This is a genomic window from Solibacillus sp. FSL R5-0449, from assembly GCF_037975215.1.
Classification (GTDB): Bacteria; Bacillota; Bacilli; order Bacillales_A; family Planococcaceae; genus Solibacillus.
The window spans coordinates 892,853-918,165 of the sequence record NZ_CP150239.1 but is presented as its reverse complement, the minus strand read 5'-3'; the positions used below and the strand labels follow the sequence as shown (position 1 = coordinate 918,165).

Sequence of the window (25,313 nt, the reverse complement as noted above, 5' to 3'; positions counted from 1 at the left end):
ATAAATATCAGACCATCTGATATTTTTAATACGCGAAAAGTGACAAGAAAGGAAAATAAAACACTCTTCATTACTCGAAAAGTTCTACAAAAAAAGCTTGTTTAGTCACATTCAACTAAACAAGCCTTAAACCTTCAACCGAATAATAACCGCAGTCCCGCCATTGTCACGACACCGGCAACTACGGTTTTTGATAAACTTTTTGTAAGTAAAGCAATAAATAGTGTTGGAATAAACGCAATTACATTCAGCCACTGAACCGTAACGAATGCTTCTTCTTTCTCGAAGAAACCTTCAATTACGAGAGCGGACAATATACAAACCGGTATGTAGGCAAGCCATCGCAGGACGATTTTCGGCATTTTCATATTCTTCACTAATATAAACGGCATTACTCTAGGTATCCATGTCACTAAGGCACATCCTAAAATTAATAATACCATCGCTAACGAGGTTGTCATTTTTCCAATACCACCCCAATCGTCGCAACGACCATTGTTGATAACAGAACAGCTAAATGCCCCGGCATGAAGTAAAGCATCCCGTACATGCTGATCACCATAATGGCAATCAGTTTTATGTAATGCATTAATTTTTCTTTTGGAATGCTCGCAAGCGTCAGGACAAGCAGCGCAACAAACATTGCCACTAAAGCATAATCCAGGCCCCATTTTTCCGGATCCGGCAGCCATTGCCCGATAATGCCCCCAACTGTACACGCGGCAATCCAGCTTGTATAGGCCGTTATGTTTAAACCATCCATCCACCTTCCGCCAAGACGCCCTTCTTTTCCGGCAGCAACGACAGAGACACCGAATGTTTCATCTGTCAGCAATGTCCCGAACCCGATATTACGCAGTGTCGAATACTTGGTGAAGTACGGTGCAATTGTCAAAGACATGAGCAAGTGCCGTAAATTGACGATAAAGATTGTGACAATGACCGCTGTTACAGGAGCTCCTGCTAAATACAATCCACAAAAGATAAACTGGGCGGACCCGGCATATACAAGCACCGACAGTAAAAATACTTCCAATACCGATATGCCTGATGCAATTCCGACCACACCAAATGCAAGACCGATGCTAATATACCCGAGTAATGTTGGTACGCAATCTTTTATCCCCTGCATAAACGTATCAGGAGTCAATGGCTTTTGTTCGATTTGTTCCAAAATGTACAACTCCTAAATATTTTATTTTTTCGGAAAAATAAAAAAGGTATAAAGGAACGCCATTGCCAAATTGGCAACAGCGTTCAAAGTTTTTATACGTAATAGTTTTCTACAACATCCGCACAACGTTTACATAGTGTTGGGTGGTTTTCGCTTGCGCCGACTGTTTCTGAAATTGTCCAGCAACGCTCACATTTTTCACCATCTGCTTTTTCAACAACTAACGCTGTTTTATCAAGTGCTAATGCTTCTACAGGTGCATTTTCCTTACTTCCTGCGATGAAGAATTGAGATACGATTGAAAGCTGTGCAAAATCGATGTTTGCATCATTTAAAAGCTCAATTGTTTCACTGTCTGCATAAACCGAGATTTTCGCTTCCAGTGATTTACCGATTGTTTTAGCATTACGCGCTTCTTCCAATGCTTTTAACACTTCGTTGCGTACTGCAATTACTTTTACCCATTTCGCACGTAGATCCGCAAAGTTTGCTTGTTCCACTACTTCTGGGAAATCTGTTAATTGTACAGATTGTGGCTTGCCATCAAATTCGATGTAGCTCCATAACTCTTCTGTCGTATGTGGAATAATTGGCGTTAATAATTTCACTAATGCCATTAATGTATCATACATAACCGTTTGCATTGCACGGCGGTTTTTGTTGTCCGTTCCTTCGATATACACAACATCTTTTGCAATATCCAAGTAGAATGAAGAAAGCTCGATTGCTACGAAGTTATTTACAGTTGTGTAAACTGTTGAGAAGTCATAACGGTCATATGCTTCACGGATTGTTTTTACAACATCCTGTAAGCGCATGTACATATACTGATCCATTTCGCGTAACTCTTCATAAGCGACACGATCAGTCGTTTCGTTAAAGTCTGTCACATTTCCGTGCAGGAAGCGTAATGTGTTACGCACTTTACGGTATGTTTCAGAAACTTGCTTCAACATATCCATTGAAATACGAACATCCCCTGTATAGTCAACAGATGCTACCCACATACGGATAATGTCGGCACCGTATTGGTTCATCACTTTGATCGGATCAATCGTGTTACCAAGAGATTTGGACATTTTGCGTCCTTCGCCGTCCAATACGAAACCATGTGTTAATAAACCTTTGTATGGTGCATGCCCATTAATTGCTACAGATGTAATTAATGATGAGTTGAACCAGCCACGGTGTTGGTCAGAACCTTCAAGATAAAGGTCAGCAGGGTATTTCAGTCCGCGTTCTGCCAATACACCTTGGTGAGATGATCCAGAGTCGAACCATACGTCCATAATATCGTTTTCTTTTGTAAACTTGCCGTTCGGGCTGCCTTCATGAGTGAAGCCTTCCGGAAGCAAGTCTTTTGCTTCACGCTGGAACCAAATATTCGAACCGTGTTCACGGAATAATTTTGAAATATGCGCGATTGTTTCTGATGTGATGATCGGTGTTTCATCTTCCGCATAGAAAATCGGAATTGGTACACCCCATGCACGCTGACGGGAAATTACCCAGTCACCACGGTCACGAATCATATTGTAAAGACGTGTTTCGCCCCAGCTTGGTGTAAATTCTGTCGCTGTTACTGCATCTAATAATTCACTACGGAACATTTCAACAGATGCGAACCATTGCGGTGTTGCACGGTAAATTACCGGTTTTTTCGTACGCCAGTCATGCGGGTATGAGTGTGTAAATTTAGAAACATTCAATAAAGCATTTTCTTCTTTTAATTTTTCAATGACAACCGGATTTGCTTTTTCATAGAATAATCCTTCAAAACCAGGTGCTTCATTTGTGTAGCAGCCACCGTTATCAACAGGTGATAAAATGTCCAGACCATAGCGTTTACCGATCTGATAGTCGTCCTCACCGTGACCAGGTGCTGTGTGTACACAACCAGTACCGGCATCAGCAGTTACATGGTCACCAACCATCACTAATGAATCACGTTTGTAGATTGGGTGTTCTGCAACGATCATATCAAGCTGTTCGCCTTGTACTTCCTGAACGATCTGAACATCTTCCCAGCCGAATGTCGCTGATAGTTTTTCCAGTAAATCTTTTGCAACAATATATTTGCTGCCGTTTGTTTCTACGACAACATATGTGAATTCAGGGTTAACCGAAATCCCTAAGTTTGCCGGAATTGTCCATGGCGTTGTTGTCCAGATGACAAATTTAGCATCGGCAGGTACTACGCCTTTGCTGTCTTTAATGCCGAATGCTACATAAATTGAATACGATTCAACATCTTTATATTCGATTTCCGCTTCTGCCAATGCAGATTCAGAAGATGGAGACCAATAAACCGGTTTTAAGCCTTTATAAATATAGCCTTTTTCCGCCATTTTCCCGAACACTTCAATTTGGCGTGCTTCGAATTCAGGTTTTAATGTGATATACGGATTTTCCCAGTCACCGCGTACACCTAGACGACGGAATTGGCTTTTTTGGTTTTCGATTTGTTCATAAGCGTATTTTTCGCAAAGCTCACGGAATTCTGCAACCGACATTTCTTTACGTTTAACACCTTTATTTGTTAATGCCTGCTCGATTGGTAAACCGTGTGTATCCCAGCCTGGAATATATGGCACGTGGAAACCTGACATCGATTTTTGGCGGTTAATCATGTCTTTGATAACTTTGTTCAATGCGTGACCGATATGGATGTCTCCGTTCGCATATGGAGGGCCATCATGCAGTAAATAGTGAGGACGGTCTTTCGTACGCTCCAGCACTAATTTGTTAATATCAATTTCATCCCATTGTGCCTGCACTTGTGGTTCTTTAGTTGGCAAACCGCCGCGCATAGGGAAGTCGGTTTTCGGCATTAATAATGTGTCTTTATACTCTACCATTGTAAATTCCTCCTAGTGTTCTTATCGATTGCTGATTATTGATTTCCATTCTGGGGGCAGGGCCAACACGATGTTGGTAACGAATGCATTGTCACAGGACGTGACGATTTTTGCATTCGTTCCATCCCCCCGTTTCTAATCAACAGCTTCAACAAATAATGCAGCTTCTAAAATAATCATGTTTTTAATGCTCTTAAGGATTTGGTAGCTTTTTAAACAACAAAAAAGCCCCTCCATCCCTATAAAAAAGGGACGAGGAGCATTAGTCTCGTGGTACCACCCTAAATTCGCTAAATACAATTAGCCTCATTAGACACTGTAACGTCGTGTGCTACGAAATAACTTACTCGAATTTCAGTTATTTAGCTCAGGAGTGATTTTCGATTTAACTTGCTTCGTTCGAGCTCTCACCGTCCTCGAATCGCTAAACCACAATGTTAAATTTACTGTCTCCGTCAAAGCCTGATGCAAATGCATCCTATTCATTATTTTTCAGTATATGAAAAGGCTGTATAAAATGTCAAGTACCGTTGACTAATACACGGCATTTTCGTCATTTTGGTTCTCTTCTTTGATTTCTTTACGATTGTTTTCCTGAATTTCCGTTAAATCTACATCATATTCCAGTAATTGATCCCAATCGCCTGTATTCAGTAAATCAAGCTGTGCTTCCACTAACATTTTGAATCTGTTGCGGAATACTTTCGACTGTTTTTTCAATTCGTCAATCTCAATCGTCACTTTTCTCGCTTTTGCCAATGCGTCATTGACAATACGATCCGCATTTTTTTCAGCTTCTTTAACGATGAGCTTTGCTTCTTTTTCGGAATTGCGACGAACTTCGCCAGCTGCCTCTTGAGCAACAACAATTGATTTTTGTAATGTGTCTTCCAATGAATTGTAATGATTCATTTGTTCCGACATCATTTTAATCTTTTCCTCGAGCTCTTTTTTCTCGCGTAAAACAATCTCATAATCTTTAATAATCTGATCTAAAAATTCATTTACTTCGTCTTCTGCATAACCACGGAAACCACGTGTAAACTCCTTATTATGTATATCAAGAGGTGATAATGGCATATCGTTCTACTCTCCTTTTTTACGTGCATTCTTACAAGTATTATAAACGTTTCTTTTCGGAATAACATCATGTTTTCCTAAAAAACAGTTGAAAATTATACTTTTTGCTCTAAACGACCTACTTGTAATCGAATCTTATCTTTTTTTGTCCGTCCTTCTGTCATGATGACTTTTAACCGTCCATATCCCCGTGCAGAAATAATGTCCCCTTCCTGCAATTCAAAGGCAACAGCTTCTCTGACAGTCCAGTTAACCTTTACTTTTCCTGCATTGATCAGGCTTTGCGATTTTTGACGGGAAATATTTACGATTGTCGCCAAAACCACATCAAGACGCATGGAAGAAACCGTGTGCGAGCTTTCGACCCATTGCTCCTCGTTTTGAATATACGGTGTTGTCGCATCCATTTCCTCAGCGCTTACTTTCACCTTGCCGATACCTGTTAAATGCAAACGCACATAATCCGCGATTTCCGAAGCAATAGCAAATTGGACCGTATTATCGGCAAGCCGGATATCGCCAAACTTACTGCGGTCAAGTCCGATCGATAATAAGGCACCTAATACATCAGGATGGCGCAGCTGGACAAATTTTGTCGGGTAATTCAGTGAGTATACAGCAATCTGAAAATCGGTTTCAGCCGGCTCGTAATAGGAAGGAGCGATCAGCATACGTTTCCGTTCCGCTTCTTCAAATACCCCTTCCGTGAAAACACGGAGATCATCGGATTGCTGAACAATGGACTCAACGATAAAACGCTGTCTAGGGTCTAAAAAATCCGTCAATTTTGGAGCATAGCGGTCTTCTACTTCACGCTGCCATCCAATAACTTGCTCAATGAAAGGTTGTTCATCTTTACGAAAATGCTGGATTAAATGCTCCATCATAATTCCTACTTTCTTTTAAACTGTGTTACTAATTTTTCCACTTTCCAATTAAATTAAACTTCTATTTTATGTATAGGTGTTCGGCTCATTCCGGAATCTTTCCCGATTGAAGGCTGGCCAGCTACAATCCGATAACACCGAAAACAGCCGGAAATAAAGAAAACTCCTACAATGGCAGGAGTTCAATTAGATTATAGGAAAAATGCTAGGACGCTATAGACGCCTCGCTCAATAAATACTAACGCGAATAAACCGACAATTGGTGAAATATCAATCATGCCAATCGGTGGAATAAATTTGCGGAAGAATCCTAAATACGGTTCACATACTGTTTCAAGGAAACGACCAACAGCCGATTCTTGCAGTGCCGGAACCCAAGACATTAATATGTATCCAATCAGCATAAAACGGTAAACAAGAAATGCTGTTGATACAATCGAAAATATGATCATGTTTTTACCTCACAAAATTTAATTACTCGAACGTTAAATTAGAAATTTCTCCAGTTACTTCAACATTTTCTGGTGTACATAGGAAAATATCATTTCCAATACGTTGAATATCTCCACCTAAAGCATACACTGTTCCACTAAGAAAATCGATTATTCGCTTCCCTTGATCTCGGTCGATGCGCTGTAAATTGACAACGGTAGCACGTTTATTTTTTAAATGTTCCGCTATGTCCTGCGCCTCTGCATATACACGTGGTTCTAATAATACTAACTTTGAATTCTTCGATGAAGACGCAGCTTGAAGGCTCACAACATTGTTATGATTTTGCATCACGACTTCATTGCGCGGTGGTTGCTGTTGCATTTTACGCTCCTTCTTCATTCGGTTTTGAATGAGTTGTGGTTGCTGCTTTTGTCCATAATCCTGATAAAATTGCTGTGGTTCATTTTGAACTGCTTTTGGTGCTTGTTTTTGCACTGTTTGATTCTTGGCAGGAGCATAATCTTCTTCTATTTCTTCTAAATAAAAGAACTTGTCAAAAATATTTTTAATGCTCATATTAATCCTCCTTAGCCAACAAGAGCTGTTCCAATTCTAACAAATGTTGCCCCTTCTTCAACTGCAATTTCGTAGTCATTTGACATGCCCATCGATAATTCAGTACAAGGTACATTTGGAATGTTCAATTGTGACACTTCTTGTTGCAATTGTTTTAACTGTTTAAACACTTGTCTAATCATCGTTTCATCTTCAGTAAAAGGAGCCATTGTCATTAAACCTACTACTTCAATTTTTGAAAATTGCTCAAGCTGCTTTACAAAATCCAGCGCTTGTTCTTTCGTTAAGCCATGTTTCGATTCTTCACCGGAAACATTGACTTGCAAGAAACATTTCACTCGTTTTGTTGCTCTTTTTTCAATCTCTTCTGCCAGGCTTAATCGATCAAGAGAATGTAGATAGTCAATTTGATCAATTACCTGCTTTACTTTTCTCGTCTGTAATGAACCAATATAATGCCATGAAACATCTGATTTAATCGAATCCAGCTTATTTAATAAGCCTTCAGGACGATTTTCTCCCATATGGACAAGACCTGCTTCGATTGCCTCTTCTGTCCGATTGACATCTACTTCTTTCGTCACAGCAATAATCTGGACTGCCTGTTTGGCATTGACACGTTGTTTTGCAATTTCTATTTGATGTTCAATCTGTTTTAAGTTTTCTATGATTTCCGTCACTTTTTTCCCAACTTTACAACAATAGTTTCTCTTATTGTATCAATTGATAGTTTAATTTTCAATGAATAGCGTGAACTATTCATCCGGTGATTTCACTAAAATGACATCTTTACCGACTGTGAGTATATTACTGAAAAGGATTTTCTTAACTAACTCTTCCCCTTGAAATAAATGGTAAAACTTTTTTGGCGGGGAAATTATAAATGCAATAATGGCGCCTTCTTTTTCGTCCACTTCCGCATCTACAATATAACCGATAAATTTCCCGCTGGATGCCTCAATGATTTCCTTCTCCTGAACGGATGAAAATCGCATTCCTCCATCCTCTCTGTATCATTAATTTATTTTTACCCCAATATAAGTATTCAAACATTGTGTAACTATGATGAAAGGGACAGCCCTACGTGTTGGACAGTCCCTCAGAATTTCTATCTATTTAACGGAAATCCCGCTTCATCAATTCTACCGCACTCTTTTCCAATCTCGATATTTGCGCTTGTGAAATACCTAAAGATTGTGCGATTTCCGTTTGAGTTTCTCCTAGGAAAAATCGCTTTTCTATAATCATTTTTTGTCTGCTATTCAGCTTTTTCATACTCTCTTGCAATGAAATCGAACCGACCCAATGCTCTTCTGTAACTTTATCTTTAATTTGGTCAATCATGAAGATTGCATCGCCACCATCGGAATAGATCGGTTCCTGCAGTGACATCGGGTCTTGAATTGCATCAAGAGCAAATAAAACATCTTCTTTTTTCATCTCGATTGCCTGTGCCAACTGTTCGATAGTGGGTTCTGTTAAATGTTCCGCAATAAACTGTTCTTTTGCTTTCATCGCTTTATATGCAATATCGCGCAATGAACGAGATACACGCAGTGCATGATGATCGCGCAGATGTCTGCGGATTTCTCCCATTATCATCGGTACAGCATATGTTGAAAATCGAACATTATGCTTCAAATCAAAATTATCAATCGCTTTTAATAAACCAATACATCCTACTTGGAATAAATCATCTGCCTGTTCGCCACGATAGGCATAACGGCCGACAATACTGAGCACTAACCGTAAATTACAGAAAACTAGCTGCTCACGAACAATCCATTCTCCTTGCTGTAATCGTATAAATAAATCTTTCATTTCATCTGGCTTCAGTACTGGTAATGTAGATGTATCCACACCACATAATTCCACTTTTGTACGCATCCAACTTCACCTTCCGAACTAGATTGTCTTTTGTCTTTTCAATCATTTTGTCCGAATTGGTCGTCGCTATGCGCGCCAAATTTAACCATCTTATGCAATTGGTTCGTTCAGGAATTCACGTAAATCCATAATAATTTTTTTCTCCAACCTTGAAATATAAGATTGTGAAATACCTAAATGATCCGCTACTTCTTTTTGCGTCATTTCTTCTTTTCCGTTTAGGCCAAAACGGCATTCCATAATATATTTTTCACGAGGTGTCAGCTGATTAATGGCATTAAACATATGCTGACGCTCAATTTTACGTTCTACATCAAGTGTTATGATATGTTCTTCTGTCCCTAATATGTCTGAAAGCAATAGCTCATTTCCGTCTGCATCCGCATTTAACGGTTCATCAAAGGATACTTCGCCCTTCATGCGGCTCGTCTTTCGTAAATGCATCAAGATTTCATTTTCGATGCAGCGCGATGCATACGTCGCTAATTTAATATTTTTATCCAAATTAAATGTTTCAATCGCTTTAATAAGGCCAATGGAACCGATGCTGATTAAATCCTCAATCGGCGTGCTCGTATTATCAAAACGTCTTGCAATATAAACAACTAAACGTAAATTTCTCTCAATTAACATATCTCTGGCATGCAAGTCACCATTCATAAATGCTTCGACTACGACAACTTCTTCTTCTCTAGTTAATGGAATAGGCAATGAATCATGTCCCCCTATATAGTATGTCCCTTTTTTTCTTCTAAAGTAGCTTAGTATGTTTAAAATTATCGATTGAATTTTTTTAAGCAATATCGATCCTCCCTTATGAATTCGTTAGGACAAACACATGTGCAATCATTTGTGCATTTTGCGGAAAGCGCGCATCATTTTTCGTAAATACAACATAGTGATTTGGATACGTCTTGTTCTGAATGACAATTGTGGCACGAAAGGCCGGTACGAGTAATGTGCCTTTTTGAACCGTTGTAATAGGAACAATACGTATTCTTTTCTGTATTTCCTTTGAAAACATTGTCAGTGAGTAAGGCTCCTGTTCATCCCATTTGAGCAGGCATTCACTAAATTCATCCGGTAACATCGATTGAACTGCTTTAAATGAAATAAAATGGACCGGCGCCTGACTTAAAGGTTCCGTGCATTCATTTCCGGTATCAATATATGTTACAAGCTCCATTTGTTGTTCGAACAGTTCCACTTTGCTTGTCGTGACATACCGACTTTGTGCAACATTCTGCAGTTTTTGAAACCAGCCTTGTTTCATCACTGTCAAACTAATACATACTATGCCGAAACATAAAAAAATATAAACGAAAAACGGAGATGCAAGCAAAAATGGTTGTAATGCTGTTATTAATCCACCTGCGAGCAAAGTAGCGACAACAATCCACTTCCCTTGCTCGTAAAATATTTTCCATTTAAATGAAAAGGCTATGCCCAATAGTACGATGAAACTTACAAGCAACATGAATATGTTTCCCATAAATAACACAGCGATCAGCGCACTACAAAAGGCTCCTAATAGTAATCTCCAAATTGGAATGATGGTATATGTTATGGTTGCGGTAAATTTTAGTAGTACGAGATTCATTAAAAAATTCATTAAAAGAATCCACTCTGCATACATGTATTGTCCTCCTGTAAATAAGATTATCAAACCCCCTCAGTGTATTTTGTCTAACTGTTGCATAAATCTGGAAGAATCGTATGACATATTGTTACGCTATTCAAATTCAATCGACAAAAAGTTGGCAGAGGGAAAGTTATAGAAACATAGGTAGAGAGGGGGACCTTTTTTGTAACGGGGAATCTGTTTTTCTACTTTTTCTTTGGAGCACATTGTATAGCAAGCTACTTTCCACAGCCTCTCTTAAACTAAAAAAAAACGATTATTCACATGTACATGTAAATAATCGTTTTTCATATTATGAAAATCTATAAGACTAGCGATTGCGACGATTGCGTAAAAATGTCGGAATATCCAATGCATCGTCCTGCTGATAGTTTGTTTGTTGTGTTTGACGCGGCGATTCTTGCTGCACCTGTTCTTGCTGGCGTACAGGCTGCTGCTGTTGCGGCTGAGTTGTACTAGTTGCAGCTTGTTGACGAGCACCGATTGATGGACGTACAGGCTGTGGCTTTTGAATAATAAAGTCATCAGAGAAACCTGTTGCAATTACCGTTACGATAATTTCATCATTTAAGTTATCGTTAATTACAGAACCGAAGATCATATTTACTTCTTCGTCCGAAGCAAGCTGTACAATATCGGCAGCTTCCTGAACTTCGAATAAACTTAAGTTCGTTCCGCCTGTAATATTCATAATAACACCTTTTGCTCCATCGATTGATGTTTCAAGTAATGGAGAAGAAATTGCTTTTTTAGCGGCTTCTACTGCACGGTTTTCACCAGCAGCGATCCCGATACCCATTAATGCAGAACCTTTATCGGACATGATTGTTTTTACATCGGCAAAGTCCAGGTTAATTAAACCAGGTGTTGCGATCAAGTCTGAAATACCTTGTACACCTTGACGTAATACATTGTCCGCTTCACGGAACGCTTCCAGCATTGGTGTTGATTTATCAACAATTTGCAGTAGCTTATCGTTTGGAATTACGATTAATGTATCAACTGCTTCCTTCATTGAAGTAATACCGCCGATTGCCTGTGTTTGGCGTTTACGGCCTTCAAATGTAAATGGACGTGTTACAACACCTACTGTCAATGCACCTAAATCACGTGCGATTGATGCGATTACTGGTGCTGCACCAGTACCAGTACCACCGCCCATACCGGCAGTTACGAATACCATATCGGCACCGCGTAATACTTCTTCCAACTGTTCGCGACTTTCTTCAGCAGCTTTTTTACCTACTTCTGGGTTTGCCCCTGCTCCAAGTCCACGTGTTAATTTACCGCCAATTTGTAGTTTATATTCAGCTTTTGACAGATTTAAAGCTTGCGCATCTGTATTTACAGCGATAAAGTCTACACCTTGTACACCATGTTCAATCATGCGGTTTACGGCATTGTTACCGCCTCCGCCAACGCCGATTACTTTAATAACGGCTAATTGTTCAACATCCGTTTCAAATTCTAACATACTCTTCTCCTCCTAATTGTTCACGTCATTCATTTTCGTATTAATCGAAAAATTTGTTTAATAAGTTTTTCGCGCGATCAATCACACTTACTTTACTTGCGCTTTCTACTCTCTCCGGCACATTTGATTGTTTTTTAGAAGGAGTTGGTTGAGTAGGATAAGGTGCTGCATATGAAGAAGCTGGTACCGGCTCGCTTCTTCCGTAAAATTCGTCTTCTGCATGTGCATATCGAATTAAACCTACTGACGTCGTAAAGGCCGGTTCACGTACACCGATGTAATCCGGTGTATAAATACGAACTCGAGTTAACATTACTTGTCGCGCCAGCTGAGCAATTCCTTCCAGCTGAGCTACCCCGCCGGAAATCACAACACCACCCGGTAAATCCTGTACCCCCATACGTGCTAATTCATCCAATACTAATTCAAATAACTCTTCTAAACGCACTCCGATAATTTCTGATATAAAGCGTTGACTGTATTGATCTGTTGTATCTGTACCAACAACAGGAACGTCAAACGTCTGTTCATCTGAAGCATCATCGTAAAAGGCATGTCCATACTGCTTTTTGATTTTTTCGGCTTGTTCAGTAGGAGTTTTCAATACAATCGATAAATCTTTCGTAATATGATCCCCGCCTACCGGGATAACAGCTGTATTTGTCAGCAGTCCATCCTGGAATACCGCAACAGTTGTTGAGCCGCCGCCTAAATCAATATAGGCAGTTCCTTGGTTTTTCTCATCTTCCGTCAGCGCAAAATACCCTGCTGCTAATGGCTGTAGATAGATTTCGCGAATTTGCAAGCCTGCACGTTCTACACATCTTAAAACATTATGTACAAGCGTCTTGGATGTCGTAATCATTGTCGCATCCATCTCTAAACGAATGCCAATCATACCACGCGGGTCTTTAATCTCATCTAGGTTGTCCACGATAAATTGTTTAGGAATCAAATTTACTAACTCTCGCTCTGGTGGAATCGACATTACCTGTGCAGAGTCTATTACTCTAGCTAAATCATCGTCCGTGATTTCCCGGTCTTCACCGTTTACCGCTACAACCCCTTTTACAGGCTGTAGAACTGTCTGGTTTGCAGGAACTCCAAGCACCACTTCCTCTATATTAATACCAGTCATTCGCTCTGCTTGGTCTACAGCTTTTTTAATGGACTGTACAGTTGCATCTATATCAACTATTGCACCTTTTCTTATTCCTGTTGATTTCACATGACCTACACCAATTACGTGCAATTGATCACCGTTCATCTCACCGATTAGGACCTTTATTGAAGATGATCCAATATCGAGTGAGACATAAATTTCTTGATGATTCAACTTTCTGCACCTCCTTCGATTACTCCTATAGTTCATTCTATTGTAATTTTCGTTGATTGTCTAAGTAAAACGATAATTTGTAATGATATTTTAACGTGATTGTTAAGAGTTTTCCTCCTTTTTCAACCTTCTGTTTTCATATTTTGTCAATAATAACCGACGAATGACTGCGATGTTCTGAAATAGTCGAACACCGAATGCAAAAATTGCGGCTAAATAAAGATCGACACCTATATGAACTCCGAGAAAAGCCAATCCTGCTGCTAAAATTATATTAAAGAAAAACCCGGAAATAAATACTTTGTCGTCGTATACTTGCTGCAATAATGCACGGATACCGCCGACCATAGTATCGAGAGCCGCCAGTACAGCAATGGATAAATAGTTTTCATAAACAGATGGAATTTGAATATCTGTTAAAATCCCTAATACCACACCTAATACAAGACCTAAAAGTGGTAACCACATATTCGCATCCCCTTCTACTTTTCTGATAAATACTTACTTTTTTGTACAGGCACAACTGAGTCGATTTGTAGATTCTGCTCTGCTTCATGAATCGTCAATACTAGATTATCAATATAAAACTCATCCTGGAACGTAGATGCAAGCAAATGGTTTTTCATTTTTTCGGCCTGCTCATACGTAAATGTAATAATGTTTATTTCAATATCCGTATTTTGAATCGGCTCACTATTGATCGTCGTTTTTCCATTAATATCGCGAATGGCCGAGTTGTAGCTTAAACGTTTGTCATCCACTTCAATGGCCCGGGCATTATAGCGGTTTAAATCATTGATAAGGCGGATTAACAGTTCAGGGGATACAGGCTTTATTTCATAGCCTAAAGCCATTAATTCCGGTGAGGCGCCAACCGTTAATGTTAACCCCGGTCCTTCAACCGGCAGGATCCCTGCACGTTCTTTAAGCTGATCAACCGTTTGCTGCAAGAGTACTTCCGGATTATCAAACTCTGCATCCTCATATTTATTTACCGTTTCGGTCAATTCGCTTATTCCGGTCAGCAATTCTGAATGCCGCTCCTGCTCCGCAAATAATTGCTGACGAATTTCCCAAATATCGACCGTAGTTCTTTCTGCCGGTTTTTGAACAGTGTTGTATTGCACTGCAAGCATAAAGCCGATGATGAACGAGATGATTGTAATATTACGGTACATTTTTTTCGTCATCATCTTCCCTCCGATCTTATGCTTTACTCATCGCTGACTGTTTTCATCTCGATTAGGTCGTCTGTTTCCAAAGTAACGACAATTTGTTCATTTAATAATTGGTCAAATACTCCTCCTGCCAGTTCCAACGAAGAAATAAGTACATCCTGATTACCTACCGCCTCGATTACAAATGGTGCAGGGTATTGTTGTCCATCAATTGTAATGACAGGACCATTGCAGGCAATGTAGGAATTGGGTTTTAAACGTTGTCCGTTTATGGATATCGCTTCGGCACCTGCAATTTTTAATTCATTTAATACTTTAAATATGTGACTTTCGTGCACAATATACTCGTTCGGGTTGGTAGTATTCGGATTATAATCACCATCTTGCAATGTAATTCTAATCCCTTGTCCCATCCCATCAGTTAGGCCTAATAACAGCCGCAATTGCTCAGCATCCTGGCGATTCTGTTCATATTGCGATTCATTTGAAGAAAACTGCTTTTCATAAGTACGAATTTTTTCCTCTAATTGGGCCAACTCATCTGCAAGCTCTTTGTTTCTTTCCTGCTTTTCAATCAAATCTTCCAAGTACTGATTTTCCTGCTCAAACTGGGGAGAGGCAGAACTTAATGTACGCTTGTCCTTTGATAAATTATAGGAAAAACCGATAATAAATCCTGTAATCACGCATACAATTAGTATGGCGCCATACTTTCCTGAAAATATGGTAGGTTTTTTCTTCGGCTGGCTGCTGCTATTATTCCGGCTCTTCTTCATTTTGTTCTTCCAGTTGCCCCCCTTCATCAGTTTCCGCATTTTCTGTTTCATCGGCTGTTTCTTCTGCTGATTCTTCAGTTTTTTCAGTGTCTTCTTTTATCAATGAATATTCACCTGAAAAAGGTCGGTAATATGACCCGACTTCAATATCTACAATCCCTTTTTCAGAAACGTCCTCGCTTTCAATTTGCGCGATGATCGATGGATAGTAATTTAACTTTTCTGCTAAAGTATTCGCATCAGCGCGTACTTCATAGCCATCATTCATAAAAAGCGTAATTGAATACGGGTCCGCTTCTGTAGGATTTGCATTAATTTGGGAAATGAGCGACAATACTTCCGGCTTTAAATTTGCAAGTTCCTTCAACAGCTTTTTTCGAAGATTCTCATTTTCAAAGTCCCGGAAAATCGGGGCATCGATTGGAACAATTTCATTGGATTCTTCAAAAACAATGCCGTTATCAAGCATAGGGTAAAATTCCCCGTTTTGTGTGATGTAAGCTACTTTTTGCCATTCCTCAATCGTAATTTGAACTTCATTCAGGAATTTTCTTTCGACATTAACGGATTTTACCCATTCATGCTGAGTAATTGCCTGCTCCACTTCTGAAATTTTAAACCCCCATAACGAATCATCAATTTTTAGGTTTGACTGTTCGATATAGTACGTATCTTCCTTAAGGGATGCCCCTTTAATATCAATTTTTTTTATATCACTATAAGGTAATTGAAAATAAAGAAGGATGATAATGATAAAAAGAAAAATCGTCACGAGTGCTAAAAATTTTAGATTTGTGCGACGTCTTCTGCGTTTTTTCATAGCGGGTACCCGCTCTGTAATATCGATTACTTTTTCCATTATCTCTACTCCTTCCTTCTTTCATAAGAGAAATTTAAGATAAGCGCTACTGTTACCCATACAACAACGAGCGATGTTCCGCCATAACTTATAAATGGCAATGTTACACCTGTTACAGGAAGTAAATTAATAACTACCCCTATGTTCAGCGCTGCCTGTACAGCAATCATCGTTGTCAGTCCGCAAATAGCATAAAAATGAAATACATGTTTACATTGTAATGCCAAGCGATATCCTAAAATTAAAAAGCACGCAAAAATAAGCAGCAGTCCCATTCCACCGACAAGTCCAATTTCCTCTAAAATGATTGCAAATATAAAATCGTTCTGCGGTTCCGGTAAGTATAAATACTTTTGTCTACTTTTTAATAATCCATGTCCAAACAAGCCAGCAGGACCTATCGCAAATAATGACTGAACCGCCTGGAAGCCGCTTCCTAACGGGTCTGCCCAAGGGTTGATAAATGCTTCAATCCGTTTAAGTCGATACGGGGCCGCGATAATTAACCCTGCAAGGCCACCTATACCTAATGTGATAAGAACAACATATAAACGCAACGGATATTGGGCAATAAAAAATATAATTAAAACAACCACTACTAAAATAAAGACAGCACCGAAATCAGGCTGAAGCATAATTAAGGCTGCGGGAAGAATCAGTATGAGAAAATGCTTCAGTTGTACAATTCGCTCATACGATTTCCGCTGTGTCAATAATGCACTAATATAAATAATTGTCGTTACTTTCGCAATCTCAGCCGGCTGTATCGTTAAAGGACCGATCCCAATCCAGCTTTGCGAACCATTTCGGACGATCCCGATACCCGGGATAAGAACAGCAACTAGTAAGCCAAGTGAGATGATATAAAAAGTCTTCCACACTTTCGGTTGCTGCAAAAACTCCCAGTTCATAATCGCTGCACAAATGATAAGTGCAACGATGAAATAAATTGCCTGTTTCAGGTAAAACGGGGTTTGTCCATTATAGTGAACATTCCCCCAATATGTACCTGCAGAAAAAATAAAGAGAATGCCAATAAGCGACAATGCAATCGCACTGATCATAAAATACTGTTGATTTTTTTGCGACAGTGTAACTATCCTTTCTTATGAAAGTTTCATAACACGATCAATAAATAAGTCGCCTCGAATTTCAAAGCTCGCATGTTGATCCCAGCTTGCACATGCAGGCGACAGTAAAATGATGTCACCTTGTTCAGACATTTTTGCTCCATAACCGACTGCATCTTCTACATCTATTGCACGCACAATATTCGTAATGCCACATGATTTTGCAAATTCGATAAAGCGAAGTGCAGTCTCGCCAAACGTGACTACTGCTTTTACACGTGTCATTTCTTTACGAAGCTCTTCAAATGAATGCCCGCGATCTAATCCGCCGGCCAATAATACAATCGGTTGCTCAAATGCAGCCAAGGCACTTTTCGTTGCCAGTACATTTGTTGCTTTTGAATCATTGTAAATTTTGCGTCCTTGCCATTCTCTGACAAACTGCGTACGGTGACGTACCCCTGCAAATGTTGATAAAACTTCTTCAATTGCTTCAATAGGACATTGCTGCAGTAGTGCTGCTGCTACAGCACATAAGATGTTTTCTAAATTATGCTCACCCGGCAATACAATAGTATCACGTTTTAAGACCGCATCGCCTTGCCAATAAATGTTTTCTTTATCGGCACTGATCCCTTGTTTTGCATGGCCTTTTGTCGTAAATGGAACGAGTTGGGCATTTGATTTTTGAGCATATTTCGCCACAACTTCCTGATCTGCATTATAAATAAAATAATCTTCGGCTGTCTGGTTGCGTGTGACCCCAAATTTAGCCTCTGCATATTCTTCAAACGTCCCATGGTAATCTAAATGGGCTTCATACAGATTTGTCAAAATTGCAATATGTGGTCTGAATTCACGTGTCCCCATTAACTGGAACGATGATAACTCGGTAACGATGACCTCATCTGCTTTTGCTTCTGCTGCAACACCACAAGCAACGGTTCCAATATTCCCGGCGATCAATGGTTTTAAACGGCCTGCTTTTAGCATTTCGTAAAGTAAAGTTGTCGTAGTTGTTTTACCATTCGAACCAGTAATACCGATAAATGGCGCTTCACTTACTAAATAAGCAAGTTCCATTTCTGTAATGACAGGAAGACCTTTGGCAATCGCATCGGCAACAATCGGATTTGTGTATGGAATCCCAGGGTTTTTTACGACTATCTCAAAACCTTCATCAAGCAAATCTTCCGGATGTCGGCCACAAATTACGGTAATTCCTTTAGATAAAAGCTCCTGCGCTTCAGGATTTGCATCAAATGGCTTTGCATCATTGACTGTTACAAATGCACCTAACTGATGCAAAAGCTCTGCAGCCGCAACACCACTTTTAGCCAATCCTAAAACGAGTACTTTTTTAGCTTGTAATCCTTCATATTCCATCATAATAACGCCTCCGCTAATACTGCTATAAGTGCTACGATACAACCTGTTGACCAAAATACTAGTACGACTTTCCATTCTGACCACCCAGATAATTCAAAATGGTGGTGAATCGGACTCATTTTGAATATACGCTTTTTACGCAGTTTATAGCTTCCTACTTGTAAAATAACGGATAATGTTTCAATAACAAATACGAGACCGATCAATAGTAACAGCAATTCTTGTTTTACGAGGACCGAAATCATCGCCAATGCACCGCCTAGTGCAAGGGAACCTGTATCTCCCATAAACACTTTAGCCGGGTTTGCATTAAAGATAAGGAAACCAAGTAATGCACCAGTTACAGCAAATGCAAATAATGCGATATCGGCCTGCTCATTGAATAATGCGATGACACCGAATGCAGCAAATGCGATTGAAGCCGTTCCGGATACGAGTCCATCCAAACCATCTGTTAAATTGACCGCATTTGAAAAACCTACGAGCCAGAAAATTAAAAACCCAACATACAGAATTCCTAAATCAATCGATAAATCCGTATACGGAATTCCTACAGATGTATCAAATGAACCTAAACGTAATAGTAAAAATGCGGCAATTGCAATTGCGATTTGCCCAATCAATTTTTGTAGGGAAGTCAATCCTAAGTTACGTTTGAAAATAACTTTAAGCCCATCATCTAAAAAGCCAATTACGCCAAATCCAACTAAAACAAGTAATAATACAATCGTTTGTGTTGTAAACAAGTCGAAAATCATTGCGACGATAATTGTCGAAATAATAATGGCTAACAAGAAAATTAAACCACCCATTGTAGGTGTGCCCGCTTTTTTCATATGAGATTGAGGGCCTTCTTCACGTATGCTTTGCCCGAATTTCAATCGGCGTAAAAGAGGGATTCCTACTGGTGCTAAAATGACCGTTACTAAAAATGATGAAAAGAGTATGGTCAATGTTGTTGATAATGTCATAATATATCTCCTTTAAAACTTCTGTCTGAATATGGTGGAACGTTTGATTTTCAACGGTTACAACGCCTAGTTATTATTGTGAAAAACGTCCTTCACTATAATAGTTGTTTTAGTTGCATTTTGAAAGATGGAAATTCAAATTAATCTCCTAAATATAAATGAACACTACCACTTTGGAGAATAAGGCTGTCAGCTGACGGTACTTGCTGAATTACCTTTTCGCCTTCTCCGTGCCATTCAATCTTATAAGGATATAAATGTGGAATTACTTCGTCTTTAGTCATTCCAATAAAGTTTGGTGTACGCTCAGTCAATTCATCGCCCCACACGTAATCCCGTTCTATCTGATCTTTTTGCTTTTCGATATTGTACAGCGGTGCTGCATCTTCAATAATACGTCCTACAATCGGTGCTGCAATAACACTTCCGAATTGCAGAGAGCTTTTCGGATTATCAATCGCAACATAAACGATAATTTCCGGGTCATTGGCCGGCGCAAACCCGATGAACGATACAATATAGTCGCCGTCTTTATAGCGGCCATTTTCTACCTTTTGCGCAGTCCCTGTTTTACCCCCGATGCGTAAGCCATCACGAAATGCCTGACGACCGGAACCTTTTGCAACGACAAGCTCCAATGCATGACGCACTTTTTCAGATGTTTCCTCACTGACGACCTGCGCTTTCGCTTCCGGATTTTGCTCCATGATGACTTCGTTTGTTTTAGAGTCCAATATTTTTGAAACTGTATACGGTGTATATAATGTACCGCCATTAATAGCTGCTGAGACCGCCTGCATCTGCTGGATCGGTGTTACAGAAACACCTTGACCGAAAGAGGTCGTTGCATGCTCTACAGGACCAAATGCTTCTTTAGAAAACAATATCCCTGTCGATTCTCCGGCAATGTTCGAGCCTGTTTTTTTCCCGAATCCGAATTTGTGAATATACTCAAGCAGCTTTGTTGAACCAACTCGTTGCCCCAGCTCTACAAATCCAGGGTTACAGGAATTTTGTACAACTTCGTAAAACGTCTGGTCTTTATGTCCTTCCCGTTTCCAGCAGCGCAATCGTGCTCCCTCGACCATTGTATAGCCATGGTCATGAAAGTGTTCTTCCTCCATGTTGACTACACCTTCTTCAATTGCGGCACTGAGCGTAATGATTTTGAATGTGGAACCCGGCTCATACGACATAAATACAGGAAGGTTCCGGTTGTAGATACTTGGCTCTACTTCCGAAAATTTCGTCGGATCATATGTCGGGAATGATGCAAGCGCCAATATTTCACCACTGTTTGGATTCATGGCAATGGCCAATGCCTGATCTGCATCATACTCCAGCATAGCCTGTGATAATTCTCGTTCAACGATTTTCTGAAGCTTTAAATCAATTGTTAACTGAATGGTCGCTCCGTCTTTTCCGTCTTTCCATTCATCATCTACATGTTCCAATGCATTCCCTTTCGCATCCGTAAATAGCCGAATGGCTGCGTCCGAACTTTTTAATAATTCATCATACTCGTATTCGATTCCTGCCAAGCCTTGGTTATCTGCACCTGTAAACCCTAAAAAGCGTGCGAGCAAATTACCGTGCGGATAAGACCTTACATAATCGACACCACTGTACAATCCCGGAATTTGGAGCTGCTGAATTTTTTCCGCTTGCTCATACGTAATATTTTTCGCTTCAGGAGCAATTTTTACTAGGGATACGCGCTGCTGCAGTCTTTCCAATATTTTGGCACGATCTTTATTGAGTACATTTGCAATGGCGTCTGCTGCTTGTTCTTTATCTTCGTTTTGTGAAGGCATGAAGTACAAAGTCGGGGCTAGTTTATTCGTTACAATTACTTCATTGTTCCGGTCAGTAATTTCGCCTCGCTGTGTATGGAACGGAATTTCCCTGTCCCAGTTTTCTTTTGCCTTTGTCGAAAGCTCATCATACTGAATAATCTGAACGGATACTAATTTAACAAAAATCGCCACGCCGTATAGTCCAAGTGCGATGGCGATCCATGTTAAACGTTTTTTCGATTTTGTAGTTACCCATTTCATAATATGACACCTCACCTAAAACAACGTATGTTAAAGATGAAGTTTGTATTCAAATCTCTCTAATCTTGTGGAAGTTCTTCAAGAAATTCTTCGTCTTCCTCTTCTTCAAGCTCCATATCCTCTGCCGGAGGGGTCAAATGCTTTTCCTCAGGAGTTTTGAGCTTGACGACGATCGGTGAAGCATCTGTTATCGGCGTCCCTTCGGAAACACTCTGGCTTTCAACATAGCCTTCCCCAACAATTTCAATCGGGAGTTTGGATAAGGACTTATAAACAAGTAAATTACGTAATGACCAATCACTAAACGAAGGTAATGTAATTTCTCCATCTGTTTTTAAGAAAACGATGCTCCCGCTTGTTAATGATGCATCTGCTGCAGGGAACTGTTCTGTAATCTCTCCGCCTTGACCAATTATTACCGGTACCAGTCCCTCTGCTTCCAGTTGAGTCATAACTGTATCTGTCTGGTTCCCTACATAATCCTCAACTTTTGTCGTTTCGACTTCCGCTACGTCCGACGGATTGATATTCATATACTTTAAACTGTTCAGTACAACTGAATTGAAAACTTGTGAAACCGGGTCAGAACCTATTTCGGTTGCCCCTAGTTTTGGTTTTGCAACGCCAATAAATACAGCGAGCTGCGGATCTTCTGCTGGAGCCATTCCTAAAAATGAATAAAGGAACTCATTTTTCCCCCAGTCATAACCAACCCCATTTGCTTTCGGCATTTGGGCAGTTCCCGTTTTACCGGCCACTTTATAGCCGTCAATTTGGAATCGTTTCGCATTCCCAGCTTCCCCGTAAATAGTTGAAGCTAGCACTTCACGTGTTTTCTCGGCTGTCTCTGCCGAAATCGGCTCACCTTTTATAGTAGGTTTTGAATCTACTAAAACCTCACCTGTATTCGGATTGACAATTTTATCAATTACGTACGGCTGCATCATTTTCCCGTCATTTGCAACTGCCGTCACACCTTGAATTAACTGAATCGGTGTAACAGTCGATCCTTGGCCGAATGTTGTCGTATATTTTTCTAAAGGATAGCGCGAGTTAATAATGCCGCTCGCTTCATTTGGTAAGTCAATGCCTGTTTTTTGGCCGAACCCAAAATCCTTTACATAGCTTTCAAACGTTTCCCATCCCATCACATCAAGCAAATTTGTCATTGCTGTATTGGAAGAGCGCTGGACACCTTCTAAATAGGAAATTGTACCCCATCCGTATCTATTGTGGTCCCGTATTGTATCGTTATAAACTTTATACTGCCCCGACTGGTACATGGCATTCGGATACCAATTCCCCGAATCGATCGCAGCTGCAACCGTAAATGTTTTAAATGTGGAACCCGGTTCAATCGTATTTTCAACAACATCATTTAGCCAGTTACCATCTAATCCTGCACGCGTGTCAGGATTGAATGTCGGTCGTTGTGACATCGCCAAAATTTCTCCCGTTTTCGGATTTGCCACGACAGCAACCATAGACTGTGGATTATATTGATCATTGACCCGTGACATTGCTTCTTCCAGGAAGTTTTGGATTGTTTTATCGATTGTCAAATAAATATCGTTCCCGTCCTGCGCTTCCTGAACCACTTTATCGCTGCTAGGCAATAAATAGTTACGGGCGTCGCGCTGGTAGGTTAACTTTCCGTCAGTTCCGGTCAATTGCTTATCATAAATGTATTCAAGCCCCATTTTACCGACAACCGACGAATTCCCGTCATCATCGGTTTCACGCAGTGCAAAACCTATAAGATGAGAGGCAAAAGCGCCGTTCGGATAATATCGTTTTTTGTCGCTATATAATAGAATGCCAGGCAATTTCAGCTCTTCAATCTTCTTTTTCACTTCATGACTGATGCCGCGCCCTGCCAATCCAAACTCGACTTGATACAAATCTTTCGAAGGGTTTAGCCGTTCATAAATTTTTTCTTCTTCCATCGGAATGTATTGCGCCAATAATTTAGCTGTTTCTGCTTTATCGACGACATGCCTTGGGTTTTTTTTGCTTTCTGTTGCCGACTCTTTAATTACCGCTACAAGACGGTAGCTTAATGTATCTTCGGCAATTACATTTTCATTGCGGTCCAGAATCTTCCCACGGTCTGCTGATAACACATATCCAGTTTCGTACCTTGATAATGCTTCTTCTTCCAATTCATGCCCTTTTACCATTCCTGTCGCCTGAATCGATGCAAAACGCCAATATAATAGTAAAAAGAGCCCTCCAAAGAAAATAAACATTAGAAAGGCTCCTATCTGGTAACGAAATCTTCTCTTTTTCATTCTCCCGGCACTACTTTCACATTTTTCTCATTTAGTGTTAATCCGAGTTCTTTCGCTTTTTCCCAAATACGTTGGTGAGTGGAGCGTTCACTTACTTGTACTTTTAAATCTGTATTATTGTTATTGACTTCAGTTATGTCGCGTTCGATTTTTTGGATTTCCATACTGAGCGTTTGGATTTCTCCTTGAGTATGTAATATGGAAATAGCGAAAGATGCTACTACGATTGCAAATACTAGGAACAAAAACTTTTCCTGTGCCGAAAAATACTTTGCTTTGCGTTTTTTAGGCTGGACCGGCAGTCTTTGTTCCTGCTGCTGATGTTGAGGTAGTTCTGGCTGCTGTTGTATATAAGTTTGTCTTGCTCTTACTGCCATTTTTTACCCACGTCCTTTATCGTTAATTTTTTCAGCGATGCGCAATTTTGCTGAACGTGAACGATTATTCGCAGCTAACTCCTCGTCTGATGGTAAAATCGGTTTTCTTGACACTAACTTAAGGATTGGTTTCATATGCTCTGGAATTACCGGTAAACCTGGAGGTAAATCAGGCAATGATGAAGCCTCTTTAAATAGTGTTTTCGTCAAGCGGTCTTCTAATGAGTGGAATGTAATCACACTTATACGACCACCAATTTTCAATAAATCGATTGCATCTACTAAAGAATCTTCCGCTGCGCCTAATTCATCATTTACAGCAATCCGAATAGCCTGGAAAATTCGTTTGGCAGGATGTCCACCTTTGCGACGTGCTGGGGCTGGAATACCATCTTTTATAAGCTCTACTAATTGACCTGTCGTTTCAACAGGAGCAATTTCACGGGCTTGTTCAATTTTGCGCGCAACTTGTTTTGAAAATTTTTCTTCGCCATAACGGAAGAAAATACGTACTAGATTTTCGTATGACCATTCATTCACAACATGATAGGCGCTAAGTTCTGCAGTCTGATCCATCCGCATATCGAGCGGTGCATCGTGATGATAACTAAATCCTCGTTCAGGTGTATCAAGTTGTGGTGATGAAACACCTAAATCGTATAAAATTCCATCTATTTGATGAATGTTCAGTTTGTATAATTCTTCTTTTAAATAGCGGAAATTTGAGTGTACGAAAATAACGCGATCCAAATAATCGGCTAATCGTACTTTTGCGTTTTCAATAGCCGTTGTATCCTGGTCAAAGCAAATTAAACGGCCTTTTTCTGACAATTGTTTTACAAGGTATTCACTGTGGCCTGCACCACCTAATGTACAGTCTACATAAATACCATCCGGATTGATGTTCAACCCATCAACAGTTTCTTTCAATAATACGGTTGTATGATCGAACATAGTTTAAAGCACCTCTTAAATATTAATTCAATTTCATTTCGG

At 39.9% G+C, this 25,313-nt stretch carries 25 protein-coding genes and 1 other annotated feature; all 25 genes read right to left on the bottom strand.

The genetic code is table 11. The annotated features are described in order from the left end of the window. Window positions 1–134: 134 nt before the first annotated feature. Entirely contained in the window at window positions 135–461 is a 327-nt protein-coding gene (locus MKY27_RS04355; protein WP_339198034.1) for an AzlD domain-containing protein, read from the bottom strand. Next, window positions 458–1,132, bottom strand: a complete 675-nt coding sequence (locus MKY27_RS04350; RefSeq protein ID WP_339176575.1) for an AzlC family ABC transporter permease — start codon at window positions 1,130–1,132, stop codon at window positions 458–460. The genes MKY27_RS04355 and MKY27_RS04350 overlap by 4 nt, the downstream gene beginning before the upstream one ends. A 134-nt stretch (window positions 1,133–1,266) precedes the next feature. Beyond that, window positions 1,267–4,032, bottom strand: a complete 2,766-nt coding sequence (gene ileS / locus MKY27_RS04345; RefSeq protein WP_339198031.1) for an isoleucine--tRNA ligase — start codon at window positions 4,030–4,032, stop codon at window positions 1,267–1,269. Window positions 4,033–4,277: 245 nt separating this feature from the next. Beyond that, window positions 4,278–4,500 (bottom strand) — a binding site (T-box leader). A 66-nt stretch (window positions 4,501–4,566) separates the two neighbouring features. Beyond that, window positions 4,567–5,112 carry a DivIVA domain-containing protein gene (locus tag MKY27_RS04340; RefSeq protein WP_251689476.1) on the bottom strand — a complete coding sequence of 182 codons (546 nt, stop codon included), beginning with the start codon at window positions 5,110–5,112 and terminating at the stop codon, window positions 4,567–4,569. Between the two features lie 95 nt (window positions 5,113–5,207). Then, window positions 5,208–5,996 (bottom strand): RNA-binding protein, encoded by a 789-nt coding sequence (locus MKY27_RS04335; protein ID WP_339198028.1) that lies wholly within the window; start codon window positions 5,994–5,996, stop codon window positions 5,208–5,210. Between the two features lie 194 nt (window positions 5,997–6,190). Then, window positions 6,191–6,451: a YggT family protein gene (locus tag MKY27_RS04330; RefSeq protein WP_339175467.1), complete on the bottom strand. Its 261-nt coding sequence runs from the start codon at window positions 6,449–6,451 to the stop codon at window positions 6,191–6,193. Window positions 6,452–6,473: 22 nt separating this feature from the next. Next, entirely contained in the window at window positions 6,474–7,010 is a 537-nt protein-coding gene (locus MKY27_RS04325; RefSeq protein ID WP_339175466.1) for a cell division protein SepF, read from the bottom strand. Window positions 7,011–7,021: 11 nt separating this feature from the next. Then, window positions 7,022–7,690 (bottom strand): YggS family pyridoxal phosphate-dependent enzyme, encoded by a 669-nt coding sequence (locus MKY27_RS04320; protein ID WP_339198025.1) that lies wholly within the window; start codon window positions 7,688–7,690, stop codon window positions 7,022–7,024. Window positions 7,691–7,765: 75 nt separating this feature from the next. Continuing rightward, window positions 7,766–8,005: a YlmC/YmxH family sporulation protein gene (locus MKY27_RS04315; protein WP_339175464.1), complete on the bottom strand. Its 240-nt coding sequence runs from the start codon at window positions 8,003–8,005 to the stop codon at window positions 7,766–7,768. 121 nt (window positions 8,006–8,126) lie between these two features. Then, window positions 8,127–8,897: an RNA polymerase sporulation sigma factor SigG gene (gene sigG, locus MKY27_RS04310; RefSeq protein WP_008403388.1), complete on the bottom strand. Its 771-nt coding sequence runs from the start codon at window positions 8,895–8,897 to the stop codon at window positions 8,127–8,129. 90 nt (window positions 8,898–8,987) lie between these two features. Then, complete coding sequence (sigE, locus tag MKY27_RS04305) at window positions 8,988–9,698, bottom strand: RNA polymerase sporulation sigma factor SigE (protein WP_079525036.1); 711 nt, start codon at window positions 9,696–9,698, stop codon at window positions 8,988–8,990. Between the two features lie 13 nt (window positions 9,699–9,711). Continuing rightward, window positions 9,712–10,533 carry a sigma-E processing peptidase SpoIIGA gene (locus MKY27_RS04300; RefSeq protein ID WP_339175463.1) on the bottom strand — a complete coding sequence of 274 codons (822 nt, stop codon included), beginning with the start codon at window positions 10,531–10,533 and terminating at the stop codon, window positions 9,712–9,714. Window positions 10,534–10,849: 316 nt separating this feature from the next. Then, on the bottom strand, window positions 10,850–12,013 hold the full coding sequence (gene ftsZ, locus MKY27_RS04295; RefSeq protein WP_339175462.1) for a cell division protein FtsZ: 1,164 nt from the start codon (window positions 12,011–12,013) through the stop codon (window positions 10,850–10,852). A gap of 40 nt (window positions 12,014–12,053) precedes the next feature. Further along, complete coding sequence (gene ftsA, locus MKY27_RS04290; RefSeq protein ID WP_339175461.1) at window positions 12,054–13,349, bottom strand: cell division protein FtsA; 1,296 nt, start codon at window positions 13,347–13,349, stop codon at window positions 12,054–12,056. A gap of 102 nt (window positions 13,350–13,451) precedes the next feature. Next, on the bottom strand, window positions 13,452–13,817 hold the full coding sequence (locus tag MKY27_RS04285) for a small basic family protein (protein ID WP_339175460.1): 366 nt from the start codon (window positions 13,815–13,817) through the stop codon (window positions 13,452–13,454). 14 nt (window positions 13,818–13,831) lie between these two features. Then, window positions 13,832–14,539 (bottom strand): DUF881 domain-containing protein, encoded by a 708-nt coding sequence (locus tag MKY27_RS04280; protein ID WP_339175458.1) that lies wholly within the window; start codon window positions 14,537–14,539, stop codon window positions 13,832–13,834. A gap of 23 nt (window positions 14,540–14,562) precedes the next feature. Next, window positions 14,563–15,303 carry a DUF881 domain-containing protein gene (locus MKY27_RS04275; RefSeq protein ID WP_339199632.1) on the bottom strand — a complete coding sequence of 247 codons (741 nt, stop codon included), beginning with the start codon at window positions 15,301–15,303 and terminating at the stop codon, window positions 14,563–14,565. Then, window positions 15,284–16,162 carry a cell division protein FtsQ/DivIB gene (locus MKY27_RS04270; protein ID WP_339198021.1) on the bottom strand — a complete coding sequence of 293 codons (879 nt, stop codon included), beginning with the start codon at window positions 16,160–16,162 and terminating at the stop codon, window positions 15,284–15,286. The genes MKY27_RS04275 and MKY27_RS04270 overlap by 20 nt, the downstream gene beginning before the upstream one ends. Window positions 16,163–16,167: 5 nt before the next feature. Then, a complete protein-coding gene (locus MKY27_RS04265; protein ID WP_339175455.1) occupies window positions 16,168–17,226 on the bottom strand; it encodes a putative peptidoglycan glycosyltransferase FtsW in 1,059 nt (352 codons plus the stop codon). Between the two features lie 42 nt (window positions 17,227–17,268). After that, window positions 17,269–18,621, bottom strand: a complete 1,353-nt coding sequence (gene murD, locus MKY27_RS04260) for a UDP-N-acetylmuramoyl-L-alanine--D-glutamate ligase (RefSeq protein WP_339198019.1) — start codon at window positions 18,619–18,621, stop codon at window positions 17,269–17,271. Next, complete coding sequence (gene mraY / locus MKY27_RS04255; protein ID WP_339175453.1) at window positions 18,618–19,592, bottom strand: phospho-N-acetylmuramoyl-pentapeptide-transferase; 975 nt, start codon at window positions 19,590–19,592, stop codon at window positions 18,618–18,620. The genes murD and mraY overlap by 4 nt, the downstream gene beginning before the upstream one ends. A gap of 140 nt (window positions 19,593–19,732) precedes the next feature. Further along, window positions 19,733–21,649: a penicillin-binding transpeptidase domain-containing protein gene (locus tag MKY27_RS04250; RefSeq protein WP_339198018.1), complete on the bottom strand. Its 1,917-nt coding sequence runs from the start codon at window positions 21,647–21,649 to the stop codon at window positions 19,733–19,735. Between the two features lie 59 nt (window positions 21,650–21,708). Beyond that, window positions 21,709–23,898 carry a penicillin-binding protein gene (locus MKY27_RS04245; protein ID WP_339198015.1) on the bottom strand — a complete coding sequence of 730 codons (2,190 nt, stop codon included), beginning with the start codon at window positions 23,896–23,898 and terminating at the stop codon, window positions 21,709–21,711. 38 nt (window positions 23,899–23,936) lie between these two features. Continuing rightward, window positions 23,937–24,317: a cell division protein FtsL gene (gene ftsL / locus MKY27_RS04240; protein WP_008403403.1), complete on the bottom strand. Its 381-nt coding sequence runs from the start codon at window positions 24,315–24,317 to the stop codon at window positions 23,937–23,939. Between the two features lie 3 nt (window positions 24,318–24,320). Further along, window positions 24,321–25,271, bottom strand: a complete 951-nt coding sequence (rsmH, locus tag MKY27_RS04235; protein ID WP_339175449.1) for a 16S rRNA (cytosine(1402)-N(4))-methyltransferase RsmH — start codon at window positions 25,269–25,271, stop codon at window positions 24,321–24,323. Window positions 25,272–25,313 lie beyond the last annotated feature (42 nt).

Excerpts from the sequence above, each read along its gene's own strand:
- MKY27_RS04280 (WP_339175458.1), bottom strand. The coding sequence starts at position 14,539 with ATGACGAAAAAAATGTACCGTAATATTACAATCATCTCGTTCATCATC.
- MKY27_RS04300 (WP_339175463.1), bottom strand. The coding sequence starts at position 10,533 with ATGTATGCAGAGTGGATTCTTTTAATGAATTTTTTAATGAATCTCGTA.
- sigG (WP_008403388.1), bottom strand. The coding sequence starts at position 8,897 with ATGCGTACAAAAGTGGAATTATGTGGTGTGGATACATCTACATTACCA.
- MKY27_RS04350 (WP_339176575.1), bottom strand. The coding sequence starts at position 1,132 with ATGCAGGGGATAAAAGATTGCGTACCAACATTACTCGGGTATATTAGC.
- ftsZ (WP_339175462.1), bottom strand. The coding sequence starts at position 12,013 with ATGTTAGAATTTGAAACGGATGTTGAACAATTAGCCGTTATTAAAGTA.
- MKY27_RS04315 (WP_339175464.1), bottom strand. The coding sequence starts at position 8,005 with ATGCGATTTTCATCCGTTCAGGAGAAGGAAATCATTGAGGCATCCAGC.
- MKY27_RS04340 (WP_251689476.1), bottom strand. The coding sequence starts at position 5,112 with ATGCCATTATCACCTCTTGATATACATAATAAGGAGTTTACACGTGGT.
- ileS (WP_339198031.1), bottom strand. The coding sequence starts at position 4,032 with ATGGTAGAGTATAAAGACACATTATTAATGCCGAAAACCGACTTCCCT.
- MKY27_RS04250 (WP_339198018.1), bottom strand. The coding sequence starts at position 21,649 with ATGAAATGGGTAACTACAAAATCGAAAAAACGTTTAACATGGATCGCC.
- MKY27_RS04325 (WP_339175466.1), bottom strand. The coding sequence starts at position 7,010 with ATGAGCATTAAAAATATTTTTGACAAGTTCTTTTATTTAGAAGAAATA.
- ftsL (WP_008403403.1), bottom strand. The coding sequence starts at position 24,317 with ATGGCAGTAAGAGCAAGACAAACTTATATACAACAGCAGCCAGAACTA.
- MKY27_RS04265 (WP_339175455.1), bottom strand. The coding sequence starts at position 17,226 with ATGATCAGTGCGATTGCATTGTCGCTTATTGGCATTCTCTTTATTTTT.
- MKY27_RS04355 (WP_339198034.1), bottom strand. The coding sequence starts at position 461 with ATGACAACCTCGTTAGCGATGGTATTATTAATTTTAGGATGTGCCTTA.
- MKY27_RS04275 (WP_339199632.1), bottom strand. The coding sequence starts at position 15,303 with ATGAAGAAGAGCCGGAATAATAGCAGCAGCCAGCCGAAGAAAAAACCT.
- murD (WP_339198019.1), bottom strand. The coding sequence starts at position 18,621 with ATGATGGAATATGAAGGATTACAAGCTAAAAAAGTACTCGTTTTAGGA.
- rsmH (WP_339175449.1), bottom strand. The coding sequence starts at position 25,271 with ATGTTCGATCATACAACCGTATTATTGAAAGAAACTGTTGATGGGTTG.
- MKY27_RS04330 (WP_339175467.1), bottom strand. The coding sequence starts at position 6,451 with ATGATCATATTTTCGATTGTATCAACAGCATTTCTTGTTTACCGTTTT.
- MKY27_RS04270 (WP_339198021.1), bottom strand. The coding sequence starts at position 16,162 with ATGGAAAAAGTAATCGATATTACAGAGCGGGTACCCGCTATGAAAAAA.
- MKY27_RS04335 (WP_339198028.1), bottom strand. The coding sequence starts at position 5,996 with ATGGAGCATTTAATCCAGCATTTTCGTAAAGATGAACAACCTTTCATT.
- MKY27_RS04285 (WP_339175460.1), bottom strand. The coding sequence starts at position 13,817 with ATGTGGTTACCACTTTTAGGTCTTGTATTAGGTGTGGTATTAGGGATT.
- mraY (WP_339175453.1), bottom strand. The coding sequence starts at position 19,592 with ATGACATTATCAACAACATTGACCATACTCTTTTCATCATTTTTAGTA.
- MKY27_RS04245 (WP_339198015.1), bottom strand. The coding sequence starts at position 23,898 with ATGTTTATTTTCTTTGGAGGGCTCTTTTTACTATTATATTGGCGTTTT.